This window comes from Citrobacter sp. RHB36-C18 (genome assembly GCF_013814485.1).
Lineage (GTDB): Bacteria > Pseudomonadota > Gammaproteobacteria > Enterobacterales > Enterobacteriaceae > Citrobacter > Citrobacter braakii.
Map to the genome: position 1 here is coordinate 3,964,947 of NZ_CP057125.1, position 25,677 is coordinate 3,990,623.

At 53.2% G+C, this 25,677-nt stretch carries 24 protein-coding genes; 9 read left to right on the plus strand and 15 right to left on the minus strand.

Going from position 1 to position 25,677, the window contains the following annotated elements; all coding sequences use genetic code 11:
• The first annotated feature begins 74 nt into the window (after nt 1–74).
• Nucleotides 75–1,481, plus strand: coding sequence for an MFS transporter (locus tag HVZ52_RS18910; RefSeq protein WP_016151715.1), 1,407 nt, complete (start codon nt 75–77; stop codon nt 1,479–1,481).
• The gene (locus HVZ52_RS18915) at nt 1,481–2,431 is read left to right on the plus strand and encodes a family 43 glycosylhydrolase (protein ID WP_181598585.1); all 951 of its coding nucleotides are present in this window, start codon (nt 1,481–1,483) and stop codon (nt 2,429–2,431) included. The genes HVZ52_RS18910 and HVZ52_RS18915 overlap by 1 nt, the downstream gene beginning before the upstream one ends.
• A gap of 81 nt (nt 2,432–2,512) precedes the next feature.
• On the opposite strand, the gene ampE is transcribed toward HVZ52_RS18915, so the two are convergent.
• Both ampE and ampD read right to left on the minus strand, forming a co-directional pair.
• Entirely contained in the window at nt 2,513–3,367 is an 855-nt protein-coding gene (gene ampE, locus HVZ52_RS18920) for a beta-lactamase regulator AmpE (RefSeq protein ID WP_016155697.1), read from the minus strand.
• A complete protein-coding gene (gene ampD / locus HVZ52_RS18925; protein WP_016151712.1) occupies nt 3,364–3,927 on the minus strand; it encodes a 1,6-anhydro-N-acetylmuramyl-L-alanine amidase AmpD in 564 nt (187 codons plus the stop codon). Before ampD ends, ampE begins: the two co-directional genes overlap by 4 nt.
• A gap of 87 nt (nt 3,928–4,014) precedes the next feature.
• Here ampD and nadC point away from each other — a divergent pair, with 87 nt between their 5' ends.
• The 4 genes from nadC (at nt 4,015) to hofC (ending at nt 8,175) form a co-directional block, all read left to right on the plus strand.
• Nucleotides 4,015–4,908: a carboxylating nicotinate-nucleotide diphosphorylase gene (nadC, locus tag HVZ52_RS18930; protein WP_016151711.1), complete on the plus strand. Its 894-nt coding sequence runs from the start codon at nt 4,015–4,017 to the stop codon at nt 4,906–4,908.
• Between the two features lie 242 nt (nt 4,909–5,150).
• Nucleotides 5,151–5,588 (plus strand): prepilin peptidase-dependent pilin, encoded by a 438-nt coding sequence (gene ppdD, locus HVZ52_RS18935; protein ID WP_016151710.1) that lies wholly within the window; start codon nt 5,151–5,153, stop codon nt 5,586–5,588.
• Between the two features lie 9 nt (nt 5,589–5,597).
• On the plus strand, nt 5,598–6,983 hold the full coding sequence (gspE, locus tag HVZ52_RS18940; protein WP_181598586.1) for a type II secretion system protein GspE: 1,386 nt from the start codon (nt 5,598–5,600) through the stop codon (nt 6,981–6,983).
• Entirely contained in the window at nt 6,973–8,175 is a 1,203-nt protein-coding gene (hofC, locus tag HVZ52_RS18945) for a protein transport protein HofC (RefSeq protein WP_181598587.1), read from the plus strand. The genes gspE and hofC overlap by 11 nt, the downstream gene beginning before the upstream one ends.
• Before the next feature lie 55 nt (nt 8,176–8,230).
• Here the strand turns inward: hofC and HVZ52_RS18950 are convergent, their stop codons facing one another.
• The gene (locus tag HVZ52_RS18950; protein WP_019078378.1) at nt 8,231–9,274 is read right to left on the minus strand and encodes a GMP reductase; all 1,044 of its coding nucleotides are present in this window, start codon (nt 9,272–9,274) and stop codon (nt 8,231–8,233) included.
• Nucleotides 9,275–9,499: 225 nt separating this feature from the next.
• On the opposite strand from HVZ52_RS18950, the gene coaE reads away from it, so the two are divergent.
• The 3 genes from coaE to yacG are packed head-to-tail and all read left to right on the plus strand — an operon-like array spanning nt 9,500 to nt 11,067.
• Nucleotides 9,500–10,120: a dephospho-CoA kinase gene (gene coaE / locus HVZ52_RS18955; protein ID WP_046275369.1), complete on the plus strand. Its 621-nt coding sequence runs from the start codon at nt 9,500–9,502 to the stop codon at nt 10,118–10,120.
• Nucleotides 10,120–10,863 carry a cell division protein ZapD gene (gene zapD, locus HVZ52_RS18960; protein WP_016151705.1) on the plus strand — a complete coding sequence of 248 codons (744 nt, stop codon included), beginning with the start codon at nt 10,120–10,122 and terminating at the stop codon, nt 10,861–10,863. The genes coaE and zapD overlap by 1 nt, the downstream gene beginning before the upstream one ends.
• Nucleotides 10,864–10,872: 9 nt before the next feature.
• Nucleotides 10,873–11,067 (plus strand): DNA gyrase inhibitor YacG, encoded by a 195-nt coding sequence (yacG, locus tag HVZ52_RS18965; protein ID WP_016151704.1) that lies wholly within the window; start codon nt 10,873–10,875, stop codon nt 11,065–11,067.
• 88 nt (nt 11,068–11,155) lie between these two features.
• Here the strand turns inward: yacG and mutT are convergent, their stop codons facing one another.
• The 12 genes from mutT to murD all read right to left on the minus strand — a co-directional run bounded on the left by mutT (nt 11,156) and on the right by murD (nt 25,675).
• Nucleotides 11,156–11,545 (minus strand): 8-oxo-dGTP diphosphatase MutT, encoded by a 390-nt coding sequence (gene mutT / locus HVZ52_RS18970; RefSeq protein ID WP_016155691.1) that lies wholly within the window; start codon nt 11,543–11,545, stop codon nt 11,156–11,158.
• Between the two features lie 56 nt (nt 11,546–11,601).
• Nucleotides 11,602–14,307, minus strand: a complete 2,706-nt coding sequence (secA, locus tag HVZ52_RS18975; RefSeq protein ID WP_016151702.1) for a preprotein translocase subunit SecA — start codon at nt 14,305–14,307, stop codon at nt 11,602–11,604.
• A gap of 60 nt (nt 14,308–14,367) precedes the next feature.
• Nucleotides 14,368–14,874, minus strand: a complete 507-nt coding sequence (gene secM, locus HVZ52_RS18980; RefSeq protein ID WP_029139762.1) for a secA translation cis-regulator SecM — start codon at nt 14,872–14,874, stop codon at nt 14,368–14,370.
• 286 nt (nt 14,875–15,160) lie between these two features.
• Nucleotides 15,161–16,078: a UDP-3-O-acyl-N-acetylglucosamine deacetylase gene (lpxC, locus tag HVZ52_RS18985; RefSeq protein WP_181598588.1), complete on the minus strand. Its 918-nt coding sequence runs from the start codon at nt 16,076–16,078 to the stop codon at nt 15,161–15,163.
• A gap of 100 nt (nt 16,079–16,178) precedes the next feature.
• A complete protein-coding gene (ftsZ, locus tag HVZ52_RS18990) occupies nt 16,179–17,330 on the minus strand; it encodes a cell division protein FtsZ (protein WP_181598589.1) in 1,152 nt (383 codons plus the stop codon).
• A gap of 186 nt (nt 17,331–17,516) precedes the next feature.
• On the minus strand, nt 17,517–18,779 hold the full coding sequence (ftsA, locus tag HVZ52_RS18995; RefSeq protein ID WP_003018755.1) for a cell division protein FtsA: 1,263 nt from the start codon (nt 18,777–18,779) through the stop codon (nt 17,517–17,519).
• On the minus strand, nt 18,776–19,609 hold the full coding sequence (gene ftsQ, locus HVZ52_RS19000; RefSeq protein WP_003018758.1) for a cell division protein FtsQ: 834 nt from the start codon (nt 19,607–19,609) through the stop codon (nt 18,776–18,778). The genes ftsA and ftsQ overlap by 4 nt, the downstream gene beginning before the upstream one ends.
• 1 nt (nt 19,610) lies before the next feature.
• On the minus strand, nt 19,611–20,531 hold the full coding sequence (locus tag HVZ52_RS19005) for a D-alanine--D-alanine ligase (RefSeq protein WP_181598590.1): 921 nt from the start codon (nt 20,529–20,531) through the stop codon (nt 19,611–19,613).
• On the minus strand, nt 20,524–21,999 hold the full coding sequence (gene murC / locus HVZ52_RS19010) for a UDP-N-acetylmuramate--L-alanine ligase (RefSeq protein WP_016151698.1): 1,476 nt from the start codon (nt 21,997–21,999) through the stop codon (nt 20,524–20,526). Before murC ends, HVZ52_RS19005 begins: the two co-directional genes overlap by 8 nt.
• Before the next feature lie 51 nt (nt 22,000–22,050).
• A complete protein-coding gene (gene murG, locus HVZ52_RS19015) occupies nt 22,051–23,118 on the minus strand; it encodes an undecaprenyldiphospho-muramoylpentapeptide beta-N-acetylglucosaminyltransferase (protein ID WP_047499873.1) in 1,068 nt (355 codons plus the stop codon).
• Nucleotides 23,115–24,359, minus strand: coding sequence for a cell division protein FtsW (ftsW, locus tag HVZ52_RS19020; protein WP_016155689.1), 1,245 nt, complete (start codon nt 24,357–24,359; stop codon nt 23,115–23,117). The genes murG and ftsW overlap by 4 nt, the downstream gene beginning before the upstream one ends.
• Nucleotides 24,359–25,675, minus strand: a complete 1,317-nt coding sequence (murD, locus tag HVZ52_RS19025; protein ID WP_016151695.1) for a UDP-N-acetylmuramoyl-L-alanine--D-glutamate ligase — start codon at nt 25,673–25,675, stop codon at nt 24,359–24,361. Before murD ends, ftsW begins: the two co-directional genes overlap by 1 nt.
• Nucleotides 25,676–25,677: the final 2 nt, after the last annotated feature.

Below are 25,677 nucleotides of genomic sequence, written 5' to 3' on the forward strand. Positions count from 1 at the left end.
GCGTTATCCTGCAACGCAAAAACACCTCTGCCAGACAATAATTATCTCCATATCTTATTAATGGAGTGCAGTTGATGGAAACCAGTAAGCTCACGGTGAAAGAAAAGATCGGCTATGGAATGGGCGACGCCGGATGCAACATCATCTTTGGCGCCATCATGTTGTTTGTTAACTATTTTTACACAGATATTTTTGGCCTGGCACCGGCCCTGGTCGGCGTGTTACTGCTCTCAGTACGCGTTATAGATGCCGTTACCGACCCTATTATGGGCGCGATGGCCGACCGCACCCGCAGCAAATATGGTCGATTTCGTCCATGGCTTTTGTGGATGGCTTTCCCATACGCATTATTTAGCGTACTCATGTTTACCACCCCTGAGTGGACATATAACAGCAAAGTAATCTATGCGTTCGTCACCTACTTCCTGCTCTCTATCACCTATACGGCGATCAACATCCCTTACTGCTCGCTCGGCAGCGTCATCACTAACGATCCAAAGGAACGTGTCGCCTGCCAGTCATATCGCTTTGTGTTGGTAGGAATTGCAACCCTGCTGCTCTCCCTCACCTTACTGCCAATGGCGGACTGGTTTGGCGGGGAAGACAAAGCTAAAGGCTATCAGATGGCGATGGCAGTGCTGGCCTTCATCGGCATGTGTATGTTCCTGTTTTGCTTTGCAACCGTCCGTGAGCGCGTACGTCCTGCCGTCCCGACTAACGACGATTTAAAAGCCGACCTAAAAGACGTATGGAAGAACGATCAGTGGGTAAAAATCCTGCTGTTAACTCTGTGCAACGTCTGTCCGGGCTTTATTCGCATGGCCGCCACCATGTACTACGTAACCTGGGTTATGCAGCAAAGCACGCAGTTCGCAACGTTGTTTATCAGTCTTGGCGTTGTGGGCATGATGATCGGCAGCATGCTGGCGAAGGTGTTAACCGATCGCTGGTGCAAACTGAAAGTCTTCTTCTGGACCAATATCATCCTGGCGATTTTCTCCGGCGCGTTTTACTTCTTCGATCCTAAAGCCACCATGATGATTATGGTGCTTTACTTCCTGCTCAACATTCTGCACCAGATCCCATCCCCACTGCACTGGTCGCTGATGGCAGATGTCGATGACTACGGCGAGTGGAAAACCGGTAAACGTATCACCGGAATCAGCTTCTCCGGCAACCTGTTCTTCCTGAAACTGGGCCTGGCGATTGCCGGAGCGATGGTTGGTTTCCTGCTCTCCTGGTACGGCTACGACGCAGGGGCGAAAGCGCAAAGCGACTCCGCCATTAACGGTATTATGCTGCTGTTTACCATCATACCGGGTGTAGGCTACCTGATTACCGCAGGCGTAGTTCGTCTGCTGAAAGTTGACCGCGAGTTTATGCAACAAATCCAGACAGATTTAGAAAAGCGCCGCGCCAACTACCGTGAACTGAATGAGTACCACGATATAAAAACGACTGAAAACGTAAGGAAAGCCTAATGAATCAGTGGCCAAACCCCTTTATTGAACAGCGTGCCGACCCGTTTATTTTACGTGACGGTAGCCACTACTATTTCATTGCTTCAGTGCCCGAATACGATCGTCTGGAGATCCGCCGGGCGGACTCGCTGGAAGGGTTACGCACCGCCGTCCCGGTTGTCGTCTGGCGCAAACCAGAAAACGGCCCCATGAGCCAGTTGATCTGGGCACCTGAGATCCATCATCTGGCAGGCAAGTGGTACATATATTTTGCCGCCGCCCACATACAGGCGCTCGACAAGCTGGGGATGTTCCAGCACCGTATGTTTGCGCTCGAATGTGCAGACGCCGATCCGCTGACCGGCCAATGGACAGAGAAAGGGCAGATTAAAACGCAGTTTGATACCTTCGCGCTCGATGCCACCACCTTTAACCATCAGGGAAAACAGTGGTATCTGTGGGCGCAGAAATCCCCCGATATCGCCGGAAACTCCAATATCTATCTCGCCGAACTGGAAAATCCATGGACGATTAAAGGCGAGCCGGTAATGCTCAGTCATCCAGAGTATGACTGGGAATGCCGGGGTTTTTGGGTCAACGAAGGCCCGGCCGTCATGGTTCACGGCGATAAGCTGTTTATCAGCTATTCCGCCAGCGCCACCGATGAGAACTACTGTATGGGATTATTGTGGATTGATCTCAATGCCGATCCGCTCAACCCGCAGAACTGGCACAAATCGCCGCGCCCGGTCTTTACCACCAGCTACGAAAACCGCCAATACGGGCCGGGGCACAACAGCTTTACGCAAACGCCGGAAGGTGAAGATGTGCTGGTGTACCACGCGAGAAATTACACTGAAATCGAGGGCGATCCGCTATACGATCCAAACCGCCACACTCGTCTGAAGCTGGTGCGCTGGAACGAAAACGGGATGCCAGATTTTGGCATCCCGCCTGCTGATACGCTTTGAAAGATTGGCCCGCAAGCACAAAGCGACCGGGCCAATTTTTTTCCTCGACGGATAAGCGCAGCGCCATCCACCAATAATGGCTTAAATTAATGTGCCATAAATGGTCAACACGGCAATGACCACCACCACCACAAACGAGGTCTTCTTCGCCATCGAAACCGCGGCTTTTGGCGTTGCGACTTTATCGGTATGTGGTTCACGCGCTAAAGAAAACTGCGCAAGGCGAGTAAGCACCTGATATTGCGAAGTATGCAGATCCGCCAGCGACGCAAACCAGGCAGGCAACGCCTTCTCGCCGTGCCCCAGCAGCGCATAGACGACACCCGCCAGGCGCACCGGGATCCAGTCCAGCACATGCAGGATCGCATCGATACCTGATTGCAAACGCTGGTGTGGCGTCTGATAGCGCGCCAGCCAAGACTGCCAGGCACGTAGAAAGGCATAACCCACCAGCGTCACCGGTCCCCACGGGCCACCGACAATCAGCCAGAATAACGGCGCCAGATAAAAACGAAAGTTGTTCCATAACAGCGCGTTCTGCAGTTCGCGCAAGAACTCACGCTCATCGCACTCAGGCGGAATCCCATGAATCAGGGTCAGCTCGCTGGCCATCGCTTCACGGGCGTGAGCGTCATCGCGAGCAGCCGCGTTCAGATAGGCATGATAATGAAGACGCGTCTTGCCAGCGCCGATGCACAGCAAACCAATTAAGATCCACGCCACCAGCAAAGGCACGTTAAACAACAGGCCTTGAAGTGCGCGCAGCAGCAGGAACGTCACCCCCATCGCAATAAGGGCCATGCCTACCGTACGCATCATCGAAAAATGCTTCACCCGGCGGAAAAAAGCTTCAACCCGGTGATCAAGCTGCCAGTGCTCACCCAGCTTAAACAGGCGTTCAACAATCAACACCAGTAATGTTGTAAACAGCGTCATGTCATCTCCTTGTGCGACGAGGGGGTGACCAGGGCGCGAAACCTTGCCCAGTCAAAAGAGGGCCCGGGATCGGTCTTACGCTCGGGCGCAATATTGCAATGTCCTGTCATGTTGTTGGCAATGGCCGGATAACGCGTAATCAGGGCATTCGTCACGGCTGCCAGTTGCTGATACTGCGCATCGGTATAGGCCAGCGTATCCGTCCCTTCCAGCTCAATACCAATTGAGAAATCATTACAGCGTTCGCGGCCTTGATAGTTCGACACGCCAGCATGCCAGGCGCGTTTATCAAAGGGGACATACTGCACGATTTCACCGTCACGGCGAATTAAACAATGTGCCGAAACGCGCAAATGGGCGATCCCGGCAAAATAAGGATGGGCATTGGGATCAATCGTGCCCGTAAACAGCGCATCGATCCACGGGCCGCCAAACTCGCCAGGCGGCAGGCTGATATTATGCACCACCAGCAGAGAAGGGTTTTCGTCATCCGGGCGGCAATCGTAATGAGGAGAGGGAACGCGTCGCGCCTCTGCCAGCCAGCCCTCGTCTAACAACATGCAGAATCTCCTTATTGGTGGTGCTCATATCAGGTTCAGGGTAGCATGTTTCCACCTTATGATTCGTTAGCAATTTGGAGTTTTATCATGCCGCCTCGCCGCTATAACCCTGACTACCGACGTGACGCGCTGTTGGAACGCATAAATCTGGATATCCCTGCCGCTGTAGCTCAGGCGCTGCGTGAAGATTTAGGCGGAGAAGTTGATGCCAATAACGATATCACCGCACAGCTTTTACCCGCGGAGATGCGCTCCCACGCCACCGTGATCACCCGCGAAGATGGCGTTTTTTGTGGAAAACGTTGGGTGGAAGAGGTCTTTATTCAACTGGCTGGCGATGATGTCAACATCACCTGGCATGTCGAAGATGGCGACAGCATTAAGGCCAATCAGCCGCTATTTGAACTGGACGGCCCTTCCCGCGTGCTGCTAACCGGCGAACGTACCGCGCTTAATTTTGTACAGACGCTTTCGGGTGTGGCGAGCGAGGTGCGTAAATATGTCGACCTGCTGGCGGGAACAAAAACCCAACTGCTGGATACACGTAAAACTCTGCCGGGGCTGCGTACCGCGCTGAAATACGCCGTATTATGCGGCGGCGGCGCGAATCATCGTCTGGGCCTTTCTGACGCTTTCCTGATTAAAGAAAACCACATTATTGCTTCAGGTTCGGTACGTCAGGCCGTTGAAAAAGCCTTCTGGCTGCACCCGGATGTGCCGGTTGAAGTCGAAGTAGAAAGCCTGGATGAACTGGACGACGCGCTGAAAGCAGGGGCCGACATCATCATGCTCGATAACTTCGAAACTGACCAAATGCGGGAAGCGGTAAAACGCACCAACGGCCAGGCGCGTCTGGAAGTGTCGGGTAACGTCACTCATGAAACTCTGCGCGAATTTGCTGAAACCGGCGTGGATTTCATCTCTGTTGGCGCGCTGACCAAGCATGTTCGCGCGCTCGATCTCTCTATGCGTTTTCGCTAATTACTGATGGTTTAGCCCGATAGTACTTTCACTTATCGGGCCCATCACGCCGGTTTTTCTATCGGCCGGATAAGCGTTTACGCCGCCATACGGCTGTTTCTTCGAGCCTCTTCGCAAATACGTTGTCTGACTCTGTAATTTCATAAAAATCCTCGGAACCCGCCTTCCCGTTCTGTTTTTTGCCTCTCGCCGTGACCCCGAGCGTTTGCCAAAGTAGCGCCAGCTAACTCAAGGAGCGAACGATGGACAAGCAACGAGGCTTCACACTTATCGAACTCATGGTGGTCATTGGCATTATTGCCATCCTTAGCGCCATCGGTATTCCGGCTTATCAAAACTATCTGCGCAAAGCCGCGTTAACAGACATGCTGCAAACCTTTGTTCCCTATCGCACGGCGGTTGAGCTCTGTGCGCTGGAGCATGGCGGAACAACAACCTGTGATGCCGGAACGAATGGCATCCCTTCTCCAGCCACCACCCGTTATGTCTCAGCCATGAGCGTTGAAAAAGGGGTGGTCAGCCTCAGCGGACAAGAAAGCCTGAACGGGTTAAGCATCACCATGACGCCGGGTTGGGACAATGCCAACGGTATTACCGGCTGGAGCCGTAACTGCGTTATCCAGAATGACAGCGCATTGCAACAGGCCTGTGAAGACGTTTTCCGTTTCGATATCAATTAAGGAAAAGAGATGAATACCACCCAACTTACGGCGCTGTGCCAACGTCATCAGGGAATATTACTGGATGCAGACAATGAAGTGGTGCACATCGCCGTCGTGGACGCTCCATCCCACGAATTGCTGGACGCACTGCATTTTGCCACCACCCGACGTATCGACATCGTCTGCTGGACGCGTCAACAAATGGAAGGCCACACGCATACGCCACAGAAAATGCTCCCGGCAGTGGTCACGAAAAGCAGCGCCAGCGCAGCAGATTTGCTGAATCAGACGTTTCAATCCGCCCTGGTGCAACGGGCTTCTGATATTCATTTTGAGCCAGCGGAAAATCACTATCGAATCAGATTACGTGTGGATGGCGTACTGCATGCTTTACCGGACGTCACGACCGAGATGGGTATCGCCATCACTGCCAGACTAAAAGTTTTAGGCAGTCTGGATATTGCCGAGCACCGACTTGCGCAAGACGGCCAATTTACCGTTGAGATTTCAGAAGAGCCGGTCTCGTTTCGCATCGCCACCCTGCCCTGTCGTTTCGGCGAAAAAGTGGTGCTACGGCTACTGCATCAGGTCGATCAAGCGCTGGAAATCACCGCGCTGGGAATGCAGGACGCGCAGTTGGCAGCATTTTCACAAGCGTTGCAGCAGCCTCAGGGGCTGATTCTGGTCACCGGACCAACCGGAAGCGGTAAAACGGTCACGCTGTACAGTGCGCTGCAGACCCGAAACACTCCGGACGTTAACCTCTGTAGCGTGGAAGATCCAGTCGAGATCCCGATTGCAGGTCTTAACCAAACACAAATTCATCCACGTGCCGGTCTCACTTTTCAGGGAGTATTGCGCGCGCTGCTGCGTCAGGATCCCGACATTATCATGGTGGGTGAAATCCGTGATGGCGAAACGGCCGAAATAGCCCTTAAAGCCGCACAAACCGGTCATCTGGTTCTATCAACACTGCATACCAATTCCACTACAGAAACACTTATACGCTTGCAGCAAATGGGGGTTGCACGCTGGATGATCGCCTCCGCGCTGACGCTCGTTATTGCGCAGCGGTTGGTGAGAAAATTGTGTCCCCATTGCCGACAACGTCTGGAAACGTCGATCATGCTCCCGGAAGCGATCTGGCCTACGCCACTGCCTAGTTGGCAGGCTCCGGGCTGCCAACATTGCTATCACGGATTTTATGGCCGTACGGCATTGTTTGAAGTTCTCCCCGTTACACCTGCATTGCGCCAGAGCATCGCCAACGGTACGTCCGTAGACGGAGTGGAATCGAATGCTCAGCAACTGGGGATGAGCACGCTTTTCGAAAATGGTTGCAAGGCCGTCGAACAAGGGTTAACAACATTTGAAGAGTTGGTACGCGTACTGGGCATGCCCCATGTCAGCTAAACTGCTTTGGCGCTGGCAAGGTATTAGCAACGAAGGTAATCCACTGGAAGGCGTACTTTGGGCCGATACCCGCCCCTCATTGATACTTGCTCTCGAGCAACGGCATATTACGCCGCTGCGCATTAATCGTATGCGTGTCAAAGCCTCACAATGGAGCCGTGAAAAAAGCGCTGAAACCATACATCAACTGGCGACGTTGCTGAAAGCAGGGCTAACACTGTCGGCAAGTTTAGCTTTGCTGGCTGAACAGCATCCCAGCAGCCAATGGCAAGCGCTACTGCGCACGCTGGCTCACGATATGGAACAGGGTATTTCTCTCTCCACCTCGCTATCTCAGTGGCAACACGTTTTTCCGCCTCTTTATCAGGCAATGATCCGTACCGGAGAGCTTACGGGTAAACTGGACGACTGCTGCTTTGAACTCGCTCGCCAGCAGAAGAATCAACAGCAGCTGGCGGATAAAGTTAAAAAAGCTCTACGCTATCCGATTTTCATCATCACGATGGCAGTGATGGTGGTATTCGCGATGCTGCAGTTTGTACTCCCTGAGTTTGCCGCCATTTACCAGACGTTTAACACCCCGCTACCGGCACTCACTCAGTGGATTATTGCCATCGCGCATTTTAGCAGCCAATGGGGATGGCTGGCGGGAGCATTCAGCCTGATAGCGGGTGCGGCATATCACCTGACGAAGCAGCAGCCATACTGGCTCACTCTGCGCCAGAAATTGCTGCTCGGCTTCCCGGTCATAGGACCGATGGTGAGAGGGCAAAAACTCACGCAGATCTTCACTGTTCTGGCGTTAACGCAAAATGCAGGTATTCCTTTTCTGCAAGGCCTTGAGAGCGTCACTGAAACGCTGGCCAACCCTTTCTGGTCGCAACGCTTAGCGCAGGTACATCAAGATATCAGCGCCGGAAAACCGGTCTGGTTAGCGCTAAAAAATTGCGGTGAATTCAGCCCATTGTGCATACAGTTGGTCAGAACAGGTGAGGCTTCCGGCTCGCTGGATACAATGCTGCGTAATCTCGCCCATCACCACGGCGAGAAAACATTGTCTCAGGCAGAGAATCTGGCTGCGCTACTCGAGCCTGCGTTACTGGTCATTACGGGGCTGATAATCGGTACGCTGGTCGTTGCGATGTATTTGCCGATTTTTCATTTAGGAGATGCGATGAGCGGGGTGGGATAAATTCAAATGCCGGATGGCGCACAGCTTATCCGGCATGTCATAGTACTACCTGTTCTTACAGGCTATTGAAAACGCGGTTTTCTTGTTCCTGTACACGAATAAACGTTGTACGTTTGGTCAGTTCTTTCAGGCGAGATGCACCGACATAGGTACAGGCAGAACGCAGGCCGCCAAGGATATCGCGTGCAGTGTTATCAACCGGGCCACGCAGAGGCAACTTAACTGTTTTACCTTCCGCAGCGCGGTATTGTGCAACACCACCAACGTGACGCGTCATGGCTGATTCAGAGCTCATGCCGTAGAACAGCATGAATTTCTCACCGTTCTCTTCAACAATTTTGCCGCCGCTTTCTTCATGACCGGCCAACATACCGCCGAGCATAACGAAGTCCGCGCCACCGCCGAACGCTTTTGCCACGTCACCCGGCATTGTGCAGCCGCCGTCACTGACAATCATGCCGCCCAGACCGTGAGCTGCATCAGCACATTCAATAACCGCAGAAAGCTGTGGGTAGCCAACGCCGGTTTTTACACGTGTGGTACATACAGAACCCGGGCCAATGCCGACTTTAACAATGTCCGCGCCGGAAAGTACCAGCTCTTCACACATTTCTCCAGTAACCACATTGCCCGCACAAATTGTTTTTGTCGGCCATGCTTCACGCGCTTTCGACACAAACTGAACAAAATGCTCTGAGTAGCCATTTGCCACATCAATGCAGATAAAGTTCAGCGCCGGGTTGAGCGCCAGAATCTGTTTGGTTTTTTCGAAATCTGCATCAGAGGTGCCGGTTGAAACCATTACGTGTTTGAGCACATCAGCAGAGCTCTCTGCGATGAAAGCAGTCCAGTCTTCAACAGAATAGTGTTTGTGCACCGCAGTCAGGATGTCGAAGGATGCCAGCGCCGTTGCCATGGCAAACGTCCCGACAGTGTCCATGTTCGCGGCAATAATCGGTACGCCGGACCAGGTCTGACCTGAGTGCTTAAAGGTAAATTGACGTTCCAGCTCAACATCGGAACGGCTTTTGAGAGTAGAACGCTTAGGGCGGATAAGAACGTCTTTGAAACCTAACTTCAGATCTTCTTCGATACGCATGTGCGGATTCCTGGGGTTAATGGCGAAAAATCGAAACTCACAACTCCAGTGACGCTATCATACGCACTAATCAATGCCGCGCAAGACTGCGAAATTCTCTTTTTTTACGCTACAATCCCATAAATTTACCTGGCGAATAGTAGGTTAATCCTGCAGCAACCTCGCCGTCGCACGCGTAACTTTTAACTGTTTGATAATCAAACTTAAACTCCAGGATCTGCATCTATGAGGTATACGGTAGCCTTAACCGGCGGCATTGGCAGTGGTAAAAGTACCGTTGCAAATGCGTTCGCTGACCTCGGAATAAACGTCATTGATGCAGATATTATTGCGCGCCAGGTGGTTGAACCCGGTACCCCAGCCCTTAAGGCGATCGAAGAACATTTTGGTACCGAAGTTATAGCTACCGACGGATCGTTGCAGCGACGCATTTTACGCGAACGCATTTTTTCCAGTCCTGAGGAGAAAAGCTGGCTGAATGCCTTGCTCCATCCGCTTATTCAGCAGGAAACGCAGCGCCAGTTTCAGCAAGCAACCTCCCCTTATCTGTTGTGGGTTGTACCTTTGCTGGTGGAAAATTCGCTGTATAAAAAAGCCAACCGCGTACTCGTGGTGGATGTTACCCCCGAGACACAGCTCAGACGCACTATGCAGCGCGATGACGTCACGCGTGAGCATGTTGAACAAATTCTTGCTGCCCAGGCAACGCGCGAAGCGCGTCTGGCCGTGGCAGACGATGTTATTGATAATAATGGCGCACCGGAGGCCATCGCCTCGGATGTCGCCCGCCTGCACGCGCTCTATTTGCAATGCGCGTTGCAGTTTGTCTCACAGGAAAAACCGTAATGCACACCCAGGTCCTTTTTGAACACCCTCTCAATGAGAAGATGCGTACATGGCTGCGCATTGAGTTTTTAATCCAACAGCTCTCCGTTAATGTACCCATAGCGGACCATGCAGGCGCACTGCATTTTTTCCGCAACATCGGAGACTTACTGGATGTATTTGAACGCGGCGAAGTCCGTACCGAACTCCTCAAAGAGCTGGAAAGACAACAGCGTAAACTCCAGGCCTGGGTTGAAGTTCCCGGCGTCGATCAAAACAGGATCGACGCATTGCGCCAGCAGTTAAAAAGCGCGGGCAGCATTCTGATTTCGGCTCCGCGTATTGGACAGACGCTGCGCGAAGATCGTCTGATTGGCCTTGTACGTCAGCGTTTAAGTATTCCTGGCGGATGCTGCAGCTTCGATCTGCCGACCCTGCATATTTGGTTACATCTACCGCAGTCGCATCGCGACGCGCAGGTTGAAACCTGGCTTGCAAGTCTGAATCCGCTCAATCAGGCACTGTCGCTGGTGCTGGATTTAATTCGCAACTCTGCGCCATTCCGTAAGCAAACCAGCTTGAATGGTTTTTATCAGGACAACGGCGAAGATGCCGATCTGCTTCGCTTGCAGTTGCCGCTTGATTCGCAGCTTTATCCGCAAATTTCTGGTCATAAGAGCCGCTTTGCTATTCGCTTTATGCCGCTGGATAGCGAGAATGGCCAGGTGCCTGAGCGTCTCGATTTTGATCTGGCGTGCTGTTAAGGAGTCAACATGTCTGAACAAACCATCGTCAACTGCCCAACCTGCGGCAAACCCGTAGTGTGGGGTGAAGTCAGCCCGTTTCGCCCATTCTGCAGCAAGCGCTGCCAGTTAATCGATCTGGGTGAGTGGGCCGCAGAAGAGAAACGTATCCCAAGCTCTGGTGATCTGTCGGAAAACGACGACTGGAGTGAAGAGCAGAAGTAATTCAGCTAAAACGTAGGGCGGGCAAGCGTAGCGACCCCGCCCTAATTTGCCGGATGGTGGGGTTGCCTAATCCGGCCTACGAACACCTTTATCCAGCAATCAGCTTTTCAATTACCGGCGCATTCGCAGGCGGAAAATCTTCTGTATTCAGAGCATCTTGCGCAATCCACTGCGCCGGTTGCCCCTCTTTCCCCCACGGTTCGCCTTCCCAGCTTTCAACCAGCCAGAACCACAGAGTGATATGCCGGTCCGGAAACTGGTACTCCAGCTTTTCGAACAGTGAGCTTTGAGTCGGCGTAATGCCTACTTCTTCCTGTAACTCGCGAATCAGCGCCTGCTCCGGCGTTTCGCCCGCTTCAATTTTCCCGCCGGGGAACTCCAGCTTATTTGCCATGTGGGCATCAGCCGCACGCTGGGTAATAAAAATTTCATGGTGCTGGTTGCGAATAATCCCGACGGCGATCTGCAGTATTTTCATCTTTATAGTCCATAAAAAAGGCGCAGAATTCTGCGCCTTTTCAGTAAGTTATTTTCTTAACTCAGGCGGCCATGGCACTGTTTGTACTTTTTGCCGGAACCGCAAGGACACGGATCGTTACGACCCACTTTACGATCGCCAGTTTGTGCTGCCAGCTCTTCTGCCGCGGCAGAATCGTCACCTTTATGGCTCAACTGCTGCATCTGCGCTAAACGTTCAGCGTCTTCACGACGTTGCTGCTCCATCGCTTCTACTTCTTCAGGCATACGTACCTGAACTTTGCTCAGGGTGCTGATCACTTCGTACTTCAGTGATTCCAGCATTGATGCAAACATAGAGAAGGATTCACGCTTGTATTCCTGCTTCGGATCTTTTTGCGCATAACCACGCAGGTGGATACCCTGACGCAGGTAGTCCATCGCCGCAAGGTGCTCTTTCCACAGAGAATCGAGAGTTTGCAGCATCACGCCTTTTTCGAAGTGACGCATCATCTCCGCACCCACAACTTCTTCTTTACGCTGATAAACTTCGATGGCGTTTGCCAGAATACGTTCGCGCAGCGTTTCCTCATGCAGCTCAGGCTCTTTATCCAGCCACTCTGAAATAGGCATTTCCAGATCGAAGTCGTTTTTCAGACGTTCCTGCAGACCCGGGATATCCCACATTTCTTCCAGAGACTGCGGCGGAATATAGGCATCAATTGTCGCTTTGAAGACATCCTCACGGATGCTATTAATGGTTTCGCTAACGTCAGTTACGTCCAGCAGTTCGTTACGCTGGGTGTAGATTGCGCGACGCTGGTCATTGGCAACGTCATCATATTCCAGCAGTTGCTTACGAATATCGAAGTTGCGGCTTTCTACTTTACGCTGCGCGTTTGCAATCGCTTTAGTCACCCACGGGTGTTCAATCGCTTCACCAGGCTTCATGCCCAGTTTACGCATCATGCCGGACACGCGGTCAGAAGCAAAAATACGCATCAGCGCATCCTCCATCGACAGATAGAAACGAGAAGACCCCGCATCCCCCTGACGACCAGAACGACCACGCAGTTGGTTATCTATACGACGAGATTCGTGACGCTCGGTACCGATAATATGTAAACCGCCTGCAGCTAACACCGCATCATGGCGAACCTGCCACTCGGCTTTGATCTGCGCGATTTGTTCTGGAGTCGGGTCCTCCAGCTCGGCAATTTCCGCCTGCCAGCTACCACCCAGCACGATATCGGTACCACGACCTGCCATGTTTGTCGCGATAGTCACTGCGGACGGATAACCCGCCTGGGCGACGATTGCGGCTTCGTTGGCGTGGAACTTGGCGTTCAGAACGTTGTGTTTGATACCCGCCTTGTTCAGCTCGTTAGAAACCACTTCCGATTTTTCAATAGAGATAGTACCAACCAGCACCGGCTGGCCATTTGCGGTACGCTCTTTAATATCTTCAATGATCGCCTGAATTTTTTCCGCTTCAGTCATGTACACCAGATCCGGTAAATCCTTACGGATCATCGGGCGGTTGGTCGGCACAACAACGGTATCCAGTTTGTAAATGGAGCTGAATTCAAAGGCTTCAGTATCTGCTGTACCGGTCATACCGGCCAGTTTTTCGTACAAACGGAAGTAGTTCTGGAAGGTAATGGATGCCAGCGTCTGGTTCTCGTTTTGGATATCTACGCCTTCTTTGGCTTCAACAGCCTGGTGCAGACCATCGGACCAGCGGCGGCCCTGCATAGTACGACCGGTGTGTTCGTCGACGATGATAACTTCGCCGTCTTTCACGATATAGTCAACGTCGCGGGTAAACAACACGTGCGCGCGCAGTGCAGCAGTCACGTGGTGCATAAGCATAATATTGCCCGGAGAGTACAGCGACTCGCCCTCATCCATAATGCCTTCGTTAACCAACAGCTCTTCAATCAGTACCAGACCACGTTCGGTCAGGTTGACCTGGCGCGCTTTCTCATCAACAGAGAAGTGGCCTTCCCCCTGGAACGTGTCGGAATCGTCCTTCTCCTGACGAATCAGGTGCGGGATGATTTTGTTCACTTTTTTATACATTTCCGAGCTGTCTTCAGCCGGACCGGAAATGATCAGCGGCGTACGCGCTTCATCGATCAGGATGGAGTCGACTTCATCAACCAGCGCATAGTGCAGTTTACGCTGAACGCGCTCTTCCGGGCTAAACGCCATGTTGTCGCGCAGGTAGTCAAAGCCGTATTCGTTGTTAGTACCGTAAGTAATATCGGCATTGTAGGCTTCACGCTTGGCTGGCGCAGGCAGGCCAGACATGTTGATACCCACGGTCATGCCGAGGAATTCAAACAGCGGGCGGTTATTTTCGGCGTCACGCTGAGCCAGGTAGTCGTTCACGGTAACCACGTGTACACCTTTCCCGCTTAAGGCGTTGAGGTAGGCTGGCAGCGTTGCGGTCAGGGTTTTACCTTCACCGGTACGCATTTCCGCGATGCAGCGATCGTTAAGCACCATACCACCCAGCAGCTGTACGTCGAAATGACGCATGCCGAACACACGCTTACTCGCTTCGCGGACCACCGCGAACGCTTCCGGGATCAGGCTTTCAACGCTGGCGCCTTTTTCCAGACGGGCGCGGAATTCAGCGGTCTTCGCTTTCAGTTCATCATCGGAGAGTTTTTCCATCTCCGGTTCCATTGCATTGATGACATTGACCACTTTACGCATACGACGCAGCGTACGCTCGTTACGGCTACCGAATACTTTTGTTAATAATTTGATTAGCATAATAAAATCTCAAACGCCCCGCGGTGCGGAGTCAAAAATTATAAGTTGGAAGGTTCTTTTTTAGCTGAGGCGTTGAGGGCCAGCACGGATACCCTGCAGCTGGCTGATCCAGACCGGAACGCTAAATGCGGCCTGAGAGGTAAAATGGGCATATGTCACGCGACTCACGGTCGCGGGCGGTCTGCCTTCTTGCGTCAGCATCGCGCTGAGCGTATTCAGTAACGCAAGATGGTGCGCCTGGATTGGCAACGGCTCTTCGGCAACAGGCAGCGCCTGAGGAGCCATGGCAAAAGAAAGATGGCGAATGACCGTACGAATGGCATGCTGATGCCAGTAGTCAACGGTAAAATTCGGGCGGCGATTGGTCGCCTCCAGCAAAGCAAGCTGGCTAAAGTTAACTTTGGCAGATTGATCGTGATTGCTGGCGGTCGCCTTCGCGGGAGTATTAGGTTCAGCAGCATTACCGAGCGCAGGCAGGCCAAAACTAGCCGCGACCATCCCCAACAGGAGATGCGGCCAGAAGTACCGTCTGCCTAACTGTCGCCAACGCGTCAGTATTCCACTCACGTTATTGCCACCTGATATACCCTGCGTTTGGGGTTACAAATGCAAAACCATTTTTTTGCGCATAAATATTACCATTAAAGCGTACGCTCCACAGCAGTAATGACAGCAAGTCGCGGGTAAATATGCTTAAGAAAGCAGCGATCGAACGGTGTTTTAATCTGTCGGTGGGGAAAAAGTCGCTTCAGATAAGGTGGTTTTGCAATCGGAAGATAAAAAAAACGACTGGCTCACCTGGCCGGAGAGAGTGCCAGATTTACCAGTCGAATTTATGCGACAGCGTATGTCGTTATGCCAGTACAGTCGAAGGTGCTTTGAACGCCAACGGCAGTTCTGCATCGTCCTGGAAGGTCACATATTCCCAGGCTTCCTGTTTTTCCAGGACTGCCTGCAATAGTTTGTTATTCAGTGCATGACCGGATTTATACGCGGTGAATGCACCAATAATGTTGTGACCACACATGAACAAGTCACCAATCGCGTCGAGCATTTTGTGACGAACGAATTCGTCTTCAAAACGCAGGCCGTCTTCGTTCAATACGCGATAATCGTCAACAACGATGGCACAATCGAAGCTGCCGCCCAGGCACAGGCCGCGGGACTGCAGATATTCGATATCACGCATGAAGCCGAAAGTACGCGCGCGGCTGATCTGGCGCATGAACGCATCCGCAGAGAAGTTCATCGCGTAGCGCTGCGTGCTGGAGTCGATCGCCGGATGGTTAAAGTCGATGGTGAAATCCAACGTAAAACCATTATACGGCTTAAACTCAGCCCACTTATCGCCATCTTCGACACGAACGGTCTCTTTGATGCGAACAAATTTTTTGGCGCTGCTCAGTTCTTCAATACCTGCATCAAGCAGCAGGTAAACGAACGGAGCGGCACTGCCATCCATAATCGGGATTTCCGGGGCGTTAACTTCAATAACGATGTTATCGATACCTAAGCCCGCCAGAGCAGCATTAAGGTGCTCTACGGTTGAAATCCGCACATCATGCTCATTGACCAGACACGTACAGAGCATGGTATCACGCACAGATTTGGCATCGGCCGGGAAATCTACCGGAGGATTCAAGTCGGTGCGACGATAGATGACCCCGGTGTTGGCCGGCGCAGGGCGTAATGTCAGGGTGACTTTTTTGCCGGTATGCAAACCGACGCCAGTCGCCTGAACGATACGTTTAAGAGTCCTTTGTTTGATCATCGTATAATCTCGCCAAATTACCTATCCAACCGAAGTGTACTATACATTCGGTGGGCCAGTTTAGCACAAAGAGCCACAATTCCCAAATTCCAGCTAATTCTTAATCAGCTTGCTTACGCAGGAATGCAGGGATATCCAGATAATCCGGCTCTTTCGTGGCTTGCGGCGTATTGTCGTTAACCACTTTCGCTACCGGTTTCTGCTCTTGCGTCAACGGCGCCATACCGTGCTGCTGGTAACGATCCATTACCGGCTGCTGTACCTGTTTGTTGGTCACCAGAGTGATTTCAGGACGCTTGTCCATACCAATTCCAGTCGCAACAACGGTCACGCGCAGTTCGTCGTTCATATCCGGGTCCAGAGAGGTACCGATAACCACAGTTGCGTTATCCGATGCAAAGGCACGAATCGTGTTACCCACGGTTTCGAACTCATCCAGACGCAGGTCGAAGCCCGCAGTAATGTTAACCAGCACGCCGCGTGCGCCGGACAGATCGATATCTTCCAGCAGCGGAGAAGAGATAGCCATTTCAGCCGCTTCTTCTGCACGGTCTTCACCGCTCGCCACGCCAGAACCCATCATCGCGTAGCCCATTTCGGACATCACGGTGCGCACGTCTGCAAAGTCGACGTTCATCAGGCCCGGACGAGTAATCAGTTCAGCGATACCCTGGACTGCGCCTTTCAGCACGTCGTTCGCTGCGCCAAATGCATCCAGCAGGGAGATACCACGGCCCAGTACTTTCAGCAGTTTGTCGTTCGGGATAGTGATCAGAGAGTCCACGTGTTTGGACAGTTCGGTGATACCCTGCTCCGCGAATGCCATACGCTTCTTGCCTTCAAAGTTGAAAGGCTTAGTCACGACAGCAACGGTCAGGATACCTAAATCTTTTGCGACTTCAGCTACCACTGGCGCTGCACCGGTACCGGTACCGCCACCCATGCCAGCTGCGATAAACACCATGTCTGCGCCGTCAAGCGCTGCGCGCAGAGCTTCGCGATCTTCGTCTGCCGCATTACGACCGACTTCCGGGTTTGCTCCCGCGCCCAGACCTTTGGTGATGCCGCTACCAATCTGAATGGTCTGTCCAACCGCCGTTTTACGCAACGCCTGAGCGTCGGTATTCACCGCGAAGAATTCAACACCTTCGATGCGCTCACGCACCATGTGTTCAACGGCATTACCGCCGCCGCCACCGACGCCGATGACTTTAATCACCGCGTCGTTGGTTAGTTCCATAGGTTCAAACATAGTTTCTCTCTCCGTTTTACACTTCATCCTTCAAGCCGCCTCTTTGTTGGCTGCCTTCACTCACTCCCGTGACATAGTAAACTATGCTCCAGGAGATTCGCTCAGTTGCCGCCGCGATGCAACTTGAATGACTTTGTGTAGTGCCTGTCGCCTGAGACCGTTAATTTGCGTCGGTCTCTTTAAAAATTAAAACTCTTTACGTAACCAGCTATTCAGTCGCTTGATCCACGATCCGACCGAGGCAGTTACGCGCTTTTCTACTTCAGCCTCACCACTTAAATGGGATTCTTTCCCGTAGTGCAGCAGCCCCACCGCCGTTGAATAATACGGCTCCTGGGCATAATCCGTCAGACCGGTAATATTCAGCGGTGCGCCAATACGTACTTGTGTATGGAACACGCGCTGTGCGCAGGCCGCAAGACCTTCAATTTGCGCAGCGCCGCCGGTTAACACAATCCCCGCCGCCAGATGATGTTTCACACCCTGCTGGCGAAGCTGTTCTTGTAATTGCAAAATTTCTTCGTTGACCAGGTTGAGCAGCTCGGTATAACGCGGCTCAATGACCTCTGCCAGAGTCTGACGTTGCAGGCTACGCGGCGGACGACCACCAACGCTTGGCACTTCAACGCTCTCGTCTTTACCCACGATGGAACCCAATGCGCAGCCATGACGCACTTTGATGGCTTCAGCATCGCTCGGCGGCGTACCAAAGGCATACGCGATATCGCTGGTCACGACATTCCCTGCATAAGGGATAACTTTAGTGTGGCGCAACGCCCCGCCAGTATAAACGGCGATGTCCATTGTACCACCACCAATATCCACCACGCAGACACCCAGTTCACGTTCATCTTCCGTCAATACGGAATAACTGGCTGCCAACCCGGCAAAAATCAGTTGGTCAACTTTCAGACCACAACGTTCAACGGCTTTGACAATATTCTTCGCCATGTCGTTGTGGCAGGTAATAAGATGGACTTTTGCCTGCATACGCACACCGGAAAGACCGACCGGATTTTTGATACCTTCCTGGTAGTCGATGGCGTATTCCTGCGGGATGACGTGCAGAACACGATGTTCATCGCGAACGCGTACGGATTTTGCCGTATGTACCACGTTTTCCACATCTTCCTGCGTCACTTCCTCTTCGGAAATGGGCACCATACCAATTTCATTCTGACAGCTAATATGTTTACCGGAAAGCGCCAGATACACTGAAGAGATCTGGCAATCTGCCATCAGTTCAGCCTGGTCAATGGCGCGCTGTACGCACTTCACCACTGACTCAAGGTCATTCACCCCGCCTTTATCCATACCTCGCGATGGGCAACTGCCCACGCCAATGATATTGACCATACCGTCGGGCAGAACTTCCCCTACTAAAGCGGCTACCTTCGCGGTGCCAATCTCCAGTCCAACTACCAGTTTTCTGTCCGTCGCCTTGATCATTGTTGTTCTGCCTGTGCCTGATTCTGTTGCTGATTAGATTCCTCAGGAGGCAAGGGAACCCAGCCTACTGCCGCTCCTGAGTCATAACGCAAATCAACGTAGCTAATCCGTTTGCCATCGGTTTGCGCCTGCTGCTGTAAAACCGGGTAGAGTTCCACAAAGCGAGCCAAACGTTTTATCGTATCGCCCCTGCCCAGATTCAGCTTAATATCGTTATTCAGCGTCAACTGCCAGGAACGACGAGCGGTCATTGCCGCTTCCTTCAGGGTGAATCTGTCCTTAGCCAGCACCTGCCCCATATCGCGGAACCCTTGCAGCACTTCACTTGCGCTGCCTTCCGGTCCGTACAACATAGGTAATACCTGCTTATTGGCCCGACCGGTTGGGACACTGAAGGTATTTCCTTCAGCATCCACCATATGTTGGTCATTCCAACGCGCTATTGGCACATATTCAACCAGATGAATCTTCAATTCATCAGGCCATTGCTTTCTGACGCTCGCCTGTTTGATCCAGGGGAGGCGTTCAATCTGACTCTGGATGATGTTCACATCCTGAGTCATAAATGTTCCCGGAGCGCCCAGCGCCAGGATGGACTGACGGATATCATCATTGCGCGTGTAATGCCGTTCACCGGTTAACACCAGTTTTGACAATGGCAGGCGCTGCGCATCTTCCATCCATCCCAACACTACCCAGCCGCTGACAAACACGGTGCACAGCACTGTCAGCAGGAACAGTATTCCTGCAAGACGCGTTCCATTATTGCGGCGTGAGGAGTTTACTTCTTCTTCATCACCGTTTCGCGTGTTCAGCGCAGCCTGCGACATATCAGTCCGCCAACTCCAGAATTCTTACCACCAACTGCGAGAAGCTCAGGCCCGCCTGACGCGCCGCCATCGGCACCAGACTGTGGCTGGTCATACCCGGAGAGGTATTCGCTTCCAGCAGATAAAACTGGCCATCGCTGTCCAGCATGACGTCAATGCGACCCCAACCTTTACAGCCCAATGCAGTCCACGCTTTCAGGACTAATTCCTGTAAAAAGGCTTCTTGTTCGACTTCCAGACCAGCAGGGCAGAAATATTGTGTCTCATCAGAGAGATACTTCGCCTCATAATCATAGAAGGTTCCCGCGGGTTGGATACGTATTGACGGTAAAATTTCTTCGCCAAGTATCGCAACTGTAAATTCCGGGCCACTGAGCCATTTTTCAATCAGTACTTCTTCATCATGCTGAAAAGCCAATGCTAATGCACCCTGCAAAGCATTTTCTTCTTCAACTTTTGACATCCCTACGCTGGAACCTTCACGGCTTGGCTTTACAATCAACGGCAAGCCTAACGCAGAAATTTTTGTAACTGATTCATCGCTAAGACCTTTTTCGAACTCAGCGCGGGTCAGCGCAACCCATGGGGCGACGGGTAAACCTGCGCCCTGCCACAGCAGCTTGCTGCGAAGTTTGTCCATTGAAATCGCGGAAGCCATGACGCCGCTGCCGGTATACGGCAGGCCAATCAGCTCCAGCATGCCCTGCAATGTGCCATCTTCACCGCCACGACCGTGCAGCGCAATAAACACCTTCTGAAACCCCATAGATTTCAGAAGAGTGACATCGACCTCTTTAGGGTCAACCGGATGGGCATCTACACCACCTTCGCGTAACCCTGCCAATACGGCCGCGCCTGAATTCAGCGATACTTCACGTTCAGCGGAGGTTCCCCCTAACAGGACCGCGATTTTATCAGCCATGTTGTTCTTCCTCCGGGTTTTGCGGCTTCAGTTTGATTTCAGCTAAGGAACGCGCGATTTTGCCGATATTTCCAGCGCCCTGCACCAAAATCAGATCGTTGCCGGTTAATACGGGTGCCAGCATTTCTGCCACCTGGGCCGGGTCGGATACCAGAATCGGATCGATCTTACCGCGGCCACGAATCGTACGGCACAACGAGCGGCTGTCGGCCCCCGGAATCGCGGCTTCGCCCGCGGCATACACATCCAGCATCAACAGCGCATCGACCTGGGTCAGCACGTTGGCAAAGTCGTCGTACAGATCGCGAGTACGCGTAAACCGGTGCGGCTGGAACAGCATCACCAGGTTTTTGTCCGGCCAACCCGCGCGCGCGGCTTTAATCGTAGCGTCCACTTCCGTTGGGTGGTGGCCATAATCATCAACCAGCATCGCGGTCCCGGCTTTACCGTTCACCGGCTCAAGCGGGAATTCGCCGAGGAAGTCAAAACGACGTCCGGTACCCTGGAAACTTTCCAGCGCGCGCAGAATAGCGTCGTCTTCAATACCTTCTTCCGTCGCGACCGCCACTGCCGCCGCCGCGTTCAGTGCATTGTGACGACCCGGCGCGTTTAACGTAACACGTAAATCGGCCATCCCCTGACGCACCAGCGTGAAGTGTCCTTGTGGACCAATCTGCTGGTAATCTTCAACGCGCACATCGGCATCATCACTGAAACCATAGGTTGTGGTTTGACGGCCAACTCGCGGTAACAGTTCGCGGATCACCGGATCGTCAACGCACATCACCGCACGCCCATAAAACGGCAAGTTATGCAGGAAATTAATAAACGTCTGCTTTAAATTTTCGAAGTCGCCATGGTAGGTATCCATGTGGTCAGCTTCGATATTGGTGACAATCGCCACCATCGGCTGCAAATGCAGGAACGACGCGTCGCTCTCGTCTGCTTCGGCAATCAAATAACGGCTATGACCCAGGCGCGCATGCACGCCTGCGGCCTTCACCAGACCGCCGTTGACAAAAGTGGGATCCAGACCCGCTTCCGCGTAGATGCTGGAGACCATTGCCGTAGTCGTGGTTTTACCGTGCGTCCCGGCAATAGCAATACCGTGACGAAAACGCATTAACTCCGCCAGCATTTCAGCACGACGAATCACCGGAATACGTGCTTCATGCGCTGCAACAATTTCCGGGTTATCCGCAGAAATAGCGCTGGATACCACCACCACGCTCGCATCGCGCACGTTTTCCGGGCGATGGTTGAAGAAAATCGTGGCACCCAGATTCGTCAACTGCTGCGTCACAGGATTCGGCGCTAAGTCAGAACCGCTGATCTGATAACCTTCATTGGCCAAAACTTCGGCAATACCGCCCATACCAGCACCACCGATGCCGACAAAGTGAATGTGCCGAACGCGACGCATTTCGGGCACGATGGAACGCAGTTTTGCCAGTTGTTGTGTATTCATTCTTTAGCCATTAACTTCTTAGTTCATGCGATGCAAAAGGCATCACCACAATTACGCCCGGGCAGCCCGGCTCACTTCATTTGCAACGCGCTCTGTGGCATCCGGTATGGATGCGGCGCGCGCACGTTCTGCCATGGTTAATAACGTTTCTCGCGACCACCCGGCAAGGGTGCTGGCGACGGCATCCACAGTAAACTGCGGCTGCTCCAGAATTTTGGCGGCGCCCGCTTTCTCCAGCGGCAGCGCATTCCAATACTGCTGTCTGTCTTTGTGCTGGAACGGCACAAACAGCGCAGGCAAACCTGCGGCGGCAATTTCGCTCACCGTCAGCGCGCCTGAGCGACAAACCACGACATCAGCCCACGCGTAGGCCGCTGCCATATCATCAATAAACTCAGTGACCTTGTGCTGCGGTTGTCCCGCGTCGGCATACGCCTGTTCAACGGTCTGCTGCGCGCCTTTGCCGCTCTGATGCCAGATAGTCACCGCGCCGCCAAGCTTTGCGGCAACCTGCGGCATCGTCTGGTTCAGTACGCGTGCGCCCTGAGATCCCCCGACGACCAATACACGAACCGGACCTTCACGCCCGGCCAGACGCGCTTTTGGCAACGGCAGCGCCAGCACGTCAGTGCGCACCGGGTTACCTACCACTTCCGCATTCGGGAAAGCACCAGGAAAAGCCTGCATCACCGTAGTGGCAATCTTCGCCAGCCATTTGTTAGTTAATCCCGCAATGCCGTTCTGCTCATGCAGTACAACCGGAATACCTAATGACCAGGCCGCCAGACCGCCAGGGCCAGACACGTAGCCGCCCATACCCAGCACCACATCGGGTTTAAACTGCTTCATGATGGCGCGCGCCTGACGCCAGGCATTAAAAATACGCACAGGTGCGGCAAGCAGCGCATTGACGCCTTTACCACGCAAACCGGAGATACGAATAAAGTCAATTTCAATGCCGTGTTTCGGCACTAAGTCCGCTTCCATACGATCGGCGGTGCCCAGCCAACGAACCTGCCAGCCCTGGGCCATTAAATGGTGCGCGACCGCCAGCCCCGGGAACACATGCCCGCCGGTACCGCCTGCCATCACCATTAACCGCTTCGGTTGACCACTCATCGTGCACCTCGTGTAAACGCCTGGGCTTTTTCCAGACGCGTTTCATAATCAATACGTAACAAAAACATGATGGCCGTCGACATAATCAACAAACTTGAACCACCATAACTGATCAGCGGCAGCGTCAGACCTTTGGTTGGCAGCATACCCGCCGCCGCACCGACGTTTACCAGTGCCTGGAAGCTAAACCAGATCCCGATAGAGCAGGCTAAAAAGCCTGAAAAACGGTGGTCAATTTCCAACGCCTTACGGCCAATCGACATCGCGCGAAAAGCGACGAAGAATACCATTAAAAGTGCCAATACCACACCGATATAACCCAGCTCTTCCCCAATGATGGCGAAGATGAAGTCGGTGTGCGCTTCTGGTAAATACTCCAGTTTTTGGACTGAATTACCTAAGCCCTGCCCCCAAACCTCACCGCGACCAAAGGCCATCAGGGATTGCGTCAGCTGGTAGCCACTGCCGAACGGATCTTCCCATGGGTTCCAGAAAGAGGTTACGCGGCGAATACGATACGGTTCGGCAAGGATCAGCAGCACGACCGCTGAAATCCCCATGCCGATAATGGCAATGAACTGCCACAGTTTCGCTCCGGCGAGAAACAGCATCGCCAGGGTAGTGACAAACAGCACTACCACCGTACCAAGGTCAGGCTGTGCCAGCAGTAAAATAGCCAGCACCAGGATCACACCCATCGGTTTTAAGAAACCGCGCAGGTTGTTACGCACTTCATCAACTTTACGCACCAGGTAGTTGGCGAGGTAACAGAACAGCGACAGCTTGGTAAATTCCGCAGGCTGAATACGCAGCGGCCCCAGCGCAATCCAGCGCGACGCCCCGTTAACGGAGCTACCCACCACCAGCACAATCAGCAGCATGATGATCGAGGCTATCAGCATCGTCGTACTGTACTTTTGCCAGAACTCCATCGGCAGACGCAGCGTCACCATCGCCAGACAGAAGGCGAGGAAGATGTACAGTGCATCACGCTTAGCAAACAGGAAAGGATCGCCCGCCAGACGTTGTCCTACGGGCATCGATGCCGATGTCACCATCACAAAACCGATCGCTGCCAGACCAAAGGTCAACCACAGCAGCATGCGGTCATACATAATCAGGCTGTCCGCGTCTTTATCACGCGAAGCCATCACCCAGCCTTTAAGTGCCGCGAAGACCCACGCCAGGACACCCAGTCCCGGTAAGCGCGGCATTCTCAGACGAGGGAGAGATAAGCGCATCAACCCAACTCCTTCGCCAGGCGGGTAAAGACGTCACCGCGTTGCTCAAAGTTCTTGAACTGGTCGAGGCTGGCGCAGGCGGGCGACAACAGCACCATATCGCCCGACTTCACGCGCGGTGCGAGCAGACGCATTGCCTGCTCCATGGTTTCAGTTTGTTCCGTAACGTCAGGTCGCAGAGCAGCAAGCTGCGCGCCATCGCGACCAAAGCAATACAGACGAATGTTGTCGCCGGTCAGGTATCGTTGCAGCGGCGTAAAGTCAGCGGATTTCCCGTCTCCCCCCAGCAACAGGTGCAACGTACCGTCAACGTGCAGGCCATTCAGCGCGGCTTCAGTGCTGCCGACGTTGGTGGCTTTAGAATCGTTAATCCAGCGCACGCCGTTGTGCTCAAGCACAGTCTGGAAACGATGCGCCAGACCGGTAAACGTGGTCAGCGCTTTAAGGCTCGACGCCCGCGGCAGACCTGCGGCATCCGCCAGCGCCAGCGCAGCCAGGGCGTTGGTATAGTTATGCTGACCGGAAAGCGTCATCTCTTTCACGTTAAGAACTTTTTCACCCTTCACTCGCAGCCAGGTTTCGCCCTGCTGACGGTTCAGGTGATAGTCACCCATGTTGATGCCAAAGCTCACGCAACGCTCATCCGCCCCGCGAACCGGCATGGTCAGCGCATCATCAGCGTTGACCACACACACTTTCGCGTTTTCATAGACGCGCAGTTTGGCCGCACGGTACTGCTGCAAGCCAAACGGATATCTGTCCATATGGTCTTCGGTGACGTTCAAAATGGTAGCGGCTACGGCTTGTAAGCTGGAGGTCGTTTCCAGTTGGAAGCTCGACAGTTCCAGAACATACAGCTCACGTTCGTCATCCAGCAGCATCAGCGCGGGCAGGCCAATATTACCGCCAACCCCCACGTTCACACCGGCCGCTTTCGCCATCTCACCTACCAGCGTAGTGACTGTACTTTTCCCGTTGGAACCGGTGATCGCGACGATCGGTGCCTGTGCTTCGCGACAGAACAGCTCAATGTCGCCGACAATTTCAATTCCCGCATCTGCGGCGGCGCTCAACGAAGGATGCGCCAGGGCAATACCAGGGCTGGCGACAATAAGATCAGCGGCCAGCAGCCAGTCATCATTCAGACTGCCAACATGACGCTCAACCGCTTCCGGTAATTTGTCCAGGCCCGGCGGCGTCGCGCGGGTATCCATTACGCGCGGCGTCACGCCACGCGCCAGGAAGAAATCCACGCAGGACAGCCCAGTCAAACCCAGACCGATAATGACGACTTTTTTACCCTGGTAATCAGCCATGA